Below are 478 nucleotides of genomic sequence, written 5' to 3' on the forward strand. Positions count from 1 at the left end.
GGCGTTATGCTTAATCACCAACAATCAGTGGTTTATGGTCTTTCTTTGTTCCCTTGGCTTGTGAGTTTTGTGTTTCTCGGCAAGTTGGCTTCAGTGGGCGCTGTTTTCCGGACAATGATTCTTTGGCGCTGGAAATTCAGAGAATTGCCTCAATCAATTTTTTGGCAAGCGCGAGGTTAGGGCGGTTAGCTCAATCAGAAATTTGATCTTAGGTTTTTGAGCATTAGTAGCCACAGTCTCAAAGTCTGATTTTCAAATCTATGAGTCATTTCAGTTTTCTGGTTTTTGGGTTTTGTTTGTGAATCAAAGCTGAGTTAATCTTGGTTTAGGTAAAACGTAAGTCATTGAAGCTTAAGCATAACAAACGCTTCAAGAGGGACAGCCAACGCGTGGCATTTTTACCATGCGTTGGTTTTTGTGATTGCGGTATTGTGCGGTAAGTTAGTAGTAGCGTTGGCTGCCCCTTAAGCGGGCGTTA

The 478-nt window shown here is 42.5% G+C and carries 1 protein-coding gene; it reads left to right on the top strand.

Features of this window, described 5'->3' with window-relative positions:
- Window positions 1-180 (top strand): hypothetical protein (locus UF06_RS27220; protein ID WP_045571657.1); only part of this gene is annotated, 180 nt, incomplete at its 5' end.
- Between the last annotated feature and the right edge of the window lie 298 nt (window positions 181-478).

The organism is Vibrio sp. S234-5, assembly GCF_000960595.1.
In the GTDB taxonomy this organism is placed as follows: domain Bacteria; phylum Pseudomonadota; class Gammaproteobacteria; order Enterobacterales; family Vibrionaceae; genus Vibrio.